This is a genomic window from Paraburkholderia sp. BR14374, assembly GCF_040948685.1.
Lineage (GTDB): Bacteria > Pseudomonadota > Gammaproteobacteria > Burkholderiales > Burkholderiaceae > Paraburkholderia > Paraburkholderia youngii.
On the sequence record NZ_JBFPKF010000037.1, the window covers coordinates 21,044 to 27,043 of the forward strand.

General features: G+C 61.4%; 3 protein-coding genes. 2 read left to right on the forward strand and 1 reads right to left on the reverse strand.

Annotated features, from left to right (window positions below):
* Window positions 1-139: 139 nt before the first annotated feature.
* Together AB3X86_RS36090 and AB3X86_RS36095 are read left to right on the forward strand one after the other, a co-directional pair.
* Window positions 140-1,348: a PLP-dependent aminotransferase family protein gene (locus tag AB3X86_RS36090; RefSeq protein ID WP_368599651.1), complete on the forward strand. Its 1,209-nt coding sequence runs from the start codon at window positions 140-142 to the stop codon at window positions 1,346-1,348.
* A 620-nt stretch (window positions 1,349-1,968) separates the two neighbouring features.
* Window positions 1,969-3,072 carry a YjgN family protein gene (locus tag AB3X86_RS36095; RefSeq protein ID WP_368599652.1) on the forward strand — a complete coding sequence of 368 codons (1,104 nt, stop codon included), beginning with the start codon at window positions 1,969-1,971 and terminating at the stop codon, window positions 3,070-3,072.
* Window positions 3,073-3,404: 332 nt separating this feature from the next.
* Here the strand turns inward: AB3X86_RS36095 and rpoD are convergent, their stop codons facing one another.
* Window positions 3,405-5,402: an RNA polymerase sigma factor RpoD gene (gene rpoD, locus AB3X86_RS36100; RefSeq protein ID WP_176126339.1), complete on the reverse strand. Its 1,998-nt coding sequence runs from the start codon at window positions 5,400-5,402 to the stop codon at window positions 3,405-3,407.
* Between the last annotated feature and the right edge of the window lie 598 nt (window positions 5,403-6,000).

A 6,000-nucleotide genomic window follows, 5' to 3' on the forward strand; every position in this document is an offset into this window, starting at 1 on the left:
GCCCGATGCGGGGTCATGCGGAAAACGCAATAAGTAGTGCATAGATATCGTTTGCCGCAGATCCCGCCGATGGCCACAATCGACGCCGATCGTCTTCGACATCCCAATCGATATCAACGAGAGGCAGGCGGCCGTCATCATGTTCTCATTCAATCCCGCATTCGAAGCACCGAGCGGCTCGCCGATCCGCGAGCTGTTCAAATACCTCGCGCAGCCCGGCATGATCTCGTTCGCCGGCGGCTATCCGGCGAGCGACCTGTTCGACCGTGAAGGACTCGATGCCGCGGCCGCGCGCGCCTCGCATCAGCCGACGCTGTGTCTGCAATACGGCCCCACCGATGGCATCGCGATCCTCAAGGAACAGCTTGCGCAATTGATGGCGCGGCGCGGCGCGCCATGCACGCCAACAGACCTGTTGGTGACGACCGGTTCGCAACAAGGCTTCGATCTGCTGCTGCGGGTGATGGTGGCGCCCGGCGACGTCGTGCTCGTCGAGCAGCCCGCGTATCCGGCCACGTTGCAGGCGCTGAAGCTGCAACAGGCCGACGTCGTCACGGTGCCCGTCGATCAGCACGGACCCGACGTCGCGAAGCTCGCCGCAGTGCTCGAATCGGGCACGCTGCGTCGCGCTCCCAAGCTGCTGTACACAGTGCCGACCTTCGCGAATCCCACTGGCGCGACCTTGTCGCTCGAACGTCGAATCGCATTGTTGAGACTGGCGGCGCGCTATCGGTTCATGATCGTCGAAGACGATCCGTATGGTGATCTGCGTTTCGATGGCACGGCAGTGCCTTCGCTTTTCGCGTTGAGCGGGCAGGTGCCCGGTTCGCGCGACTGGGTCGTGCATTTTTCGAGTCTGTCGAAGATCGTCGCGCCGGGTTTGCGGGTCGGCTGGATGGTCGCGCACGCGGAGATCGTGCGGCGCTGCGTGGTCGCCAAGCAGACGGTCGATCTGTGCAGCGCGCCGTGGACCCAGGTGATCGCCGCCGAGTACCTCGCGAGCGGCGCGTTGGAGCGTCATCTGCCGCGCATCATCGATGCATATGCCGTGAAATGCCGCGCGCTATGCGATGCGCTCGACACGCATCTCGCGCAGCACATCGCGTTTCATCGTCCGGCCGGCGGCATGTTCGTGTGGGCGCGTCTGAACGCGGCGCGCGATGCGTCCGACTATCTGCGCATGTGCATCGAACAGAACGTGATGTTCGTGCCGGGCGTCGCGTTTTACAAGGACGCGGTCGATAGGGCGGCGCTGCGGCTGTCGTTTGCCGCGCCCGGGGTGGAGGAGATCGTAACCGGCGTGCATCGAATGAAGCGCGCGCTCGGGCTGTACTTCGAGGGGCAATAAAACCCGCAACGCATCGATACAATTAGCGCAGTGCGGAAGATTACCCCGGCGAGCATCTAATGTGCAGCCGGGTTTTTTATTTCAATGCCAAAAATTGTGACGATTTAGCAGAATTCACCGCATTCCTTATTAATCGTGAATTGCGTTGCGTGCGAATACGCAATCGTTTTCGTCCGCGTATGCCGCGCTATCAGGTCGGCCGTGGCAAGCCGCGGGCGAGGCTGCAGGATTGCCATGGCGGGGGCGCGCTCGCGAGTGGACCGTCAAATGATCGCCCCCAATGAAATCGTTATTGCGCGCGTTAATTCAAGATTATGCGAATTGAATAAATTCGCGCGTTGCCAAATTTCGTAATGGAAGTGGCCGATTTATATGCGGAAATGCCATTTATAAAGATACGAAACCGTGTAATTATGTGTTTGCCGGTCGGTTTCCGTTTTGCGTGATTCCCTGCGTGTCTGAAAGACAGGTTTTGCATGGGCTCGCACCACGCGAGCCGGTCTTCGCACGGGAAAGCACCGTCGCCCGTCGCGTTCGCCCACGCATGCCGCATATGAGTGCCGCAATAGTATGCGTGACCGGGCCACAAAAACGTTAAACGAAGAAAAGAGGGCAACGCAATGAATTCACTCGACGAGAAGCGGCCGCTGCTGATCTACGACGGCACGCTCGGCGACCTCTACGGCATCTTTTTCAGAAGCCTTCTGCTGCAAATCGTGACGCTCGGCATTTACCGCTTCTGGGCGACCACGAACAACCGCCGCTATGTCTGGTCGCACATGCGCTTTCAGGACGAGCGCTTCGAGTACACCGGCACCGGGGGCGAGCTATTCAAGGGCTTTCTCGTCGCGATCGTAGTCGTGTTGGGCGCGACGTTCGCGGCTGGCGCACTGAGTGTGGTCTTGCGCATGCAGACGAAAAGCGCGGCACTCGGTTCGCTGCCTGTCGTCGCGTTTTATCTGCTGATCGTCGTGTTCGCGGCGGGCGCGTTTTTCAGCGCGCAGCGCTATCGGCTGAGCCGCACGCAGTGGTGCGGTGTTCGCGGCGGCATGACCGGCTCGGCGCTCGGCTACGGTGTGCGCGCGCTGCTGTATGCGCTGTTGTGCGTTGTCACGCTTGGCCAGATGTTGCCGTGGACGTCGATGCGTCTGACGGAGCGCCGCATCAACGCGAGCGGCTTCGGTAGCCTGGCGTTTCGCTTCAAGGGGCGCGCGCGGGTTGTCTACGGTCTGTTCCTCGTTACGTTCGTCGGCGTGGTCGCTCTTTTTGCGGTGCTGTTCATGGTGTTTCTGAAGGGCGCTCTCGCATCGATGCATGTCGGCCACGTGTCGGGGGAGGGTGTGGTGCCGTGGCGGGCCGCGCTCGGATCGCTGTTTTTGTTTTATGCGCTGTTCTCGATCGGCACGATGCTGATCCGCGGCTTCTATGTCGCCGCGCTGACGCGCCATGTGATGGGCAATACGTCGCTCGGCTCGCAATTGCATTTCGGCAGCAACGTCAGCGTTGCGCGTCTGCTCGGCTTGCAGTGCGGCAATCTTGCGATCATCGTGTTCACGCTCGGCTGCGGCGCGCCTATCGTGCTGCATCGGCTGATGCGCTTTGCCGCCGACACGCTGCAGGTTTCCGGCTACCTCGACGCGCACATGCTGGGGCAAAGCACCGTGGCTGCGCCGCTGACCGGCGAGGGCATGCTGAACCTGCTGGATCATGGTGGCGCCTTTTGAGCTTGGCCTCGCGTTGAGCGTGCAACGTTGGGCGGTGGTTTGCACGGTGTGCGGCAACCGATAGGACACGCGACTCATCGAAGGCGCCAGCGCGAAACGCAGTACGCTCAATGAGTTAGCGCAGTCATGCGCAGCTTGTCCACAAGCTTGTTCCCAAAATCTGTGGACAACAGGGGAGACGCGAAGCGGAGAGCTCGCGCGCGTAAGGCTACCGGGAAGGTACAGCACAAAAGCAAACAGCGGGACTCACCGTCGACCGGTTCATCCCGCTGCTTGTGTATGACGACGTTTGTGGCTTGCCGTGCGGCGCGCACGGCAAGCGTGGCAAACGCTTATCGGTCGAGGAACGACTTCAGACGGTCTGCGCGGCTCGGATGCATGAGCTTGCGCATCGCCTTGCTCTCGATCTGACGGATCCGCTCGCGCGTCACGTCGAACTGCTTGCCCACTTCTTCGAGCGTGTGATCCGACTTCGTGTTGATGCCGTAGCGCATGCGCAGCACCTTCGCTTCACGCGGCGACAGGGAATCGAGCGCGTCGTCGATTGCGGCACGCAGGTCGGCCTGCATCGCGGCATCCGCCGGCGACGACACGGCCGCGTCTTCGATCATGTCGCCCAGCGTCGCATCGCCGTCGTCGCCGACCGGCGTTTCGAGCGATACCGGTTGCTTCGCGATCTTCAGAATCCCGCGCACCTTCTCTTCCGACAACTCCATGCGTTCCGCGAGCACCGCCGGATGCGCTTCCTGGCCGGTCTGCTGCAGGATCTCGCGCGAAATGCGGTTCAGCTTGTTGATCGTTTCGATCATGTGCACTGGCACGCGGATCGTGCGCGCCTGATCGGCGAGCGAACGCGTGACGGCCTGGCGGACCCACCACGTCGCATACGTCGAAAACTTCCAGCCACGACGGTATTCGAACTTGTCCACGGCCTTCATCAGACCGATGTTGCCTTCCTGGATCAGGTCGAGGAACAGCATGCCGCGGTTCACGTACTTCTTCGCGATCGAGATCACGAGACGCAGGTTCGCCTCGATCATCTCGCTCTTGGCCTTGCGCATCTTCGATTCGGCCGCAACCATCTGGCGGTTGATCTCTTTCAGATGCTTGAGCGGCAGCGACACCGTCGCTTCGATGTCGATGAGCTTCTGCTGTTCGGACTGGATGGCCGGCAGATGACGCTCGAGCGCCGCACCATAGGTCGACGCGCCGGTGCGCGCGGCACGCTCGGTCCAGCCGAGATCGGCCTCGCTACCCGCGAACGTCTCGATGAACTTCTCGCGCGGCATGCCAGCCTTCGAGACGACGATCTGCAAGATGTTGCGCTCGATCGCGCGCACTTGCGCGACCTGGTGCTGCACGTCGCCGCACAGACGGTCGATCGTGCGTGCGGTGAAGCGGATCTTCGCGAGGTGCTGCTGAATGTCTTCGCGTGCGCGCAGATAGGCCTTCGAGGTGACGTCGCCGCGCGTGTGCGACGCGTTCATCTGGTCGAACAGAATGCCGACTTGGGCGAAGATTTCGAGGCAGTCGCTCGTGAGCTGCTTCAGGCGAGCTTCGTCCGCCGCCGACGAATCGGCCGGACCGACGTCGTCGTTGTCTTCATCTTCGCTGTCTTCGTCGGCATCGCTGTCTTCGTCCGCGTCCGCATCGGCACTCGCGACTTCTTCCGCGGCGGCCGTCTCTTCATTCAGACCGTCGACGAGTTCGTCGATGCGCAACTCGCCGTCGGCAACCTGCTGCGCGCTTGCGAGGATCGCGGAGATCGCGAGCGGGCATGCTGCGATCGCCTGCACCATTTCGTGCAGGCCGTCTTCGATTCGCTTCGCGATCGCGATTTCACCTGCGCGGGTGAGCAGCTCAGTCGCGCCCATTTCGCGCATGTACATACGCACGGGGTCGGTGGTGCGGCCGAATTCAGAGTCGACGGTCGACAGCGCGACTTCGGTTTCCTCGTCGGCCTGGTCGTCCGACACCACGGCGGGGGAGTTCGAGTTGAGCAGCAGCGTTTCTGCGTCCGGGGCTTGCTCGTACACTTGCACGCCCATATCGCTGAACGCGCTGACGATGCTGTCGATCGCGGCGGTTGCGGTGAAGTTGTCGGGCAGGTGGTCGTTGATCTGCGCGTGGGTCAGATAGCCTTGCTCTTTACCCAGCTGGATCAGTGCGCGCATCAGGCGCTGGCGTTCTTCGGCTTGTTGCGGCGGCAGCTCGGCTGCCACAGGGATCGCTTTGCCGGCGCCCTTGCCTTTGGCCGAACGGCCGGACGGAACTTTGGCAGTGAAGGCGGCGGTTTCGTGTTGCGAATCTTCGCGATCAAAAGGGTTCACGTAATTTCCTCTAGAGGCTTCGCTATGAGACGCAAGACGCTACCGTCAGGCGTTTCGAGCAGGGCTCAGCATCACCTGATGTGACTCAACGCGGTTGTTGGGCTGTGCTCTGGGGAGCAAAAAAGATGAGCCCGCTCGAAGCGGGCCGATGGACATGCGAAATTTTGCGCGGCTCGCATTATATACGAGCTTGGGGGTTCGCGCTCATGGGTGCACATCAAATCATCGTCGCGGTTGTCGCATGCATGCGTGAGACTGCGCGGGTGCGGAGTCCGTGTGCATGCGCGGGACATGACGTAGATAGGGGCGCATTGGTCCTTGCACAAGGGGGCTTGCCGTTTTCTTATCTATAGGTGCCATATCCCCCACGTGGCGTCCCCATAAGAAATTCGCAGAAGGGGCTTGACGGGTTGTCGATCGCTCTCCATAATCCCGCTTCTCTGCTGCAGACGCAGCGACGCAAACGAAGCAGTGCCGGGTGGTGGTAGTTCAGGCGCTGCGGGTTGGGCGGATCGATCTTTAAAAACTAACAGCCGATAAGTGTGGGCGCTTGATGCGGAATGCGGCGGCGGATCCTTATGGATCTGCTGCAAGGCAA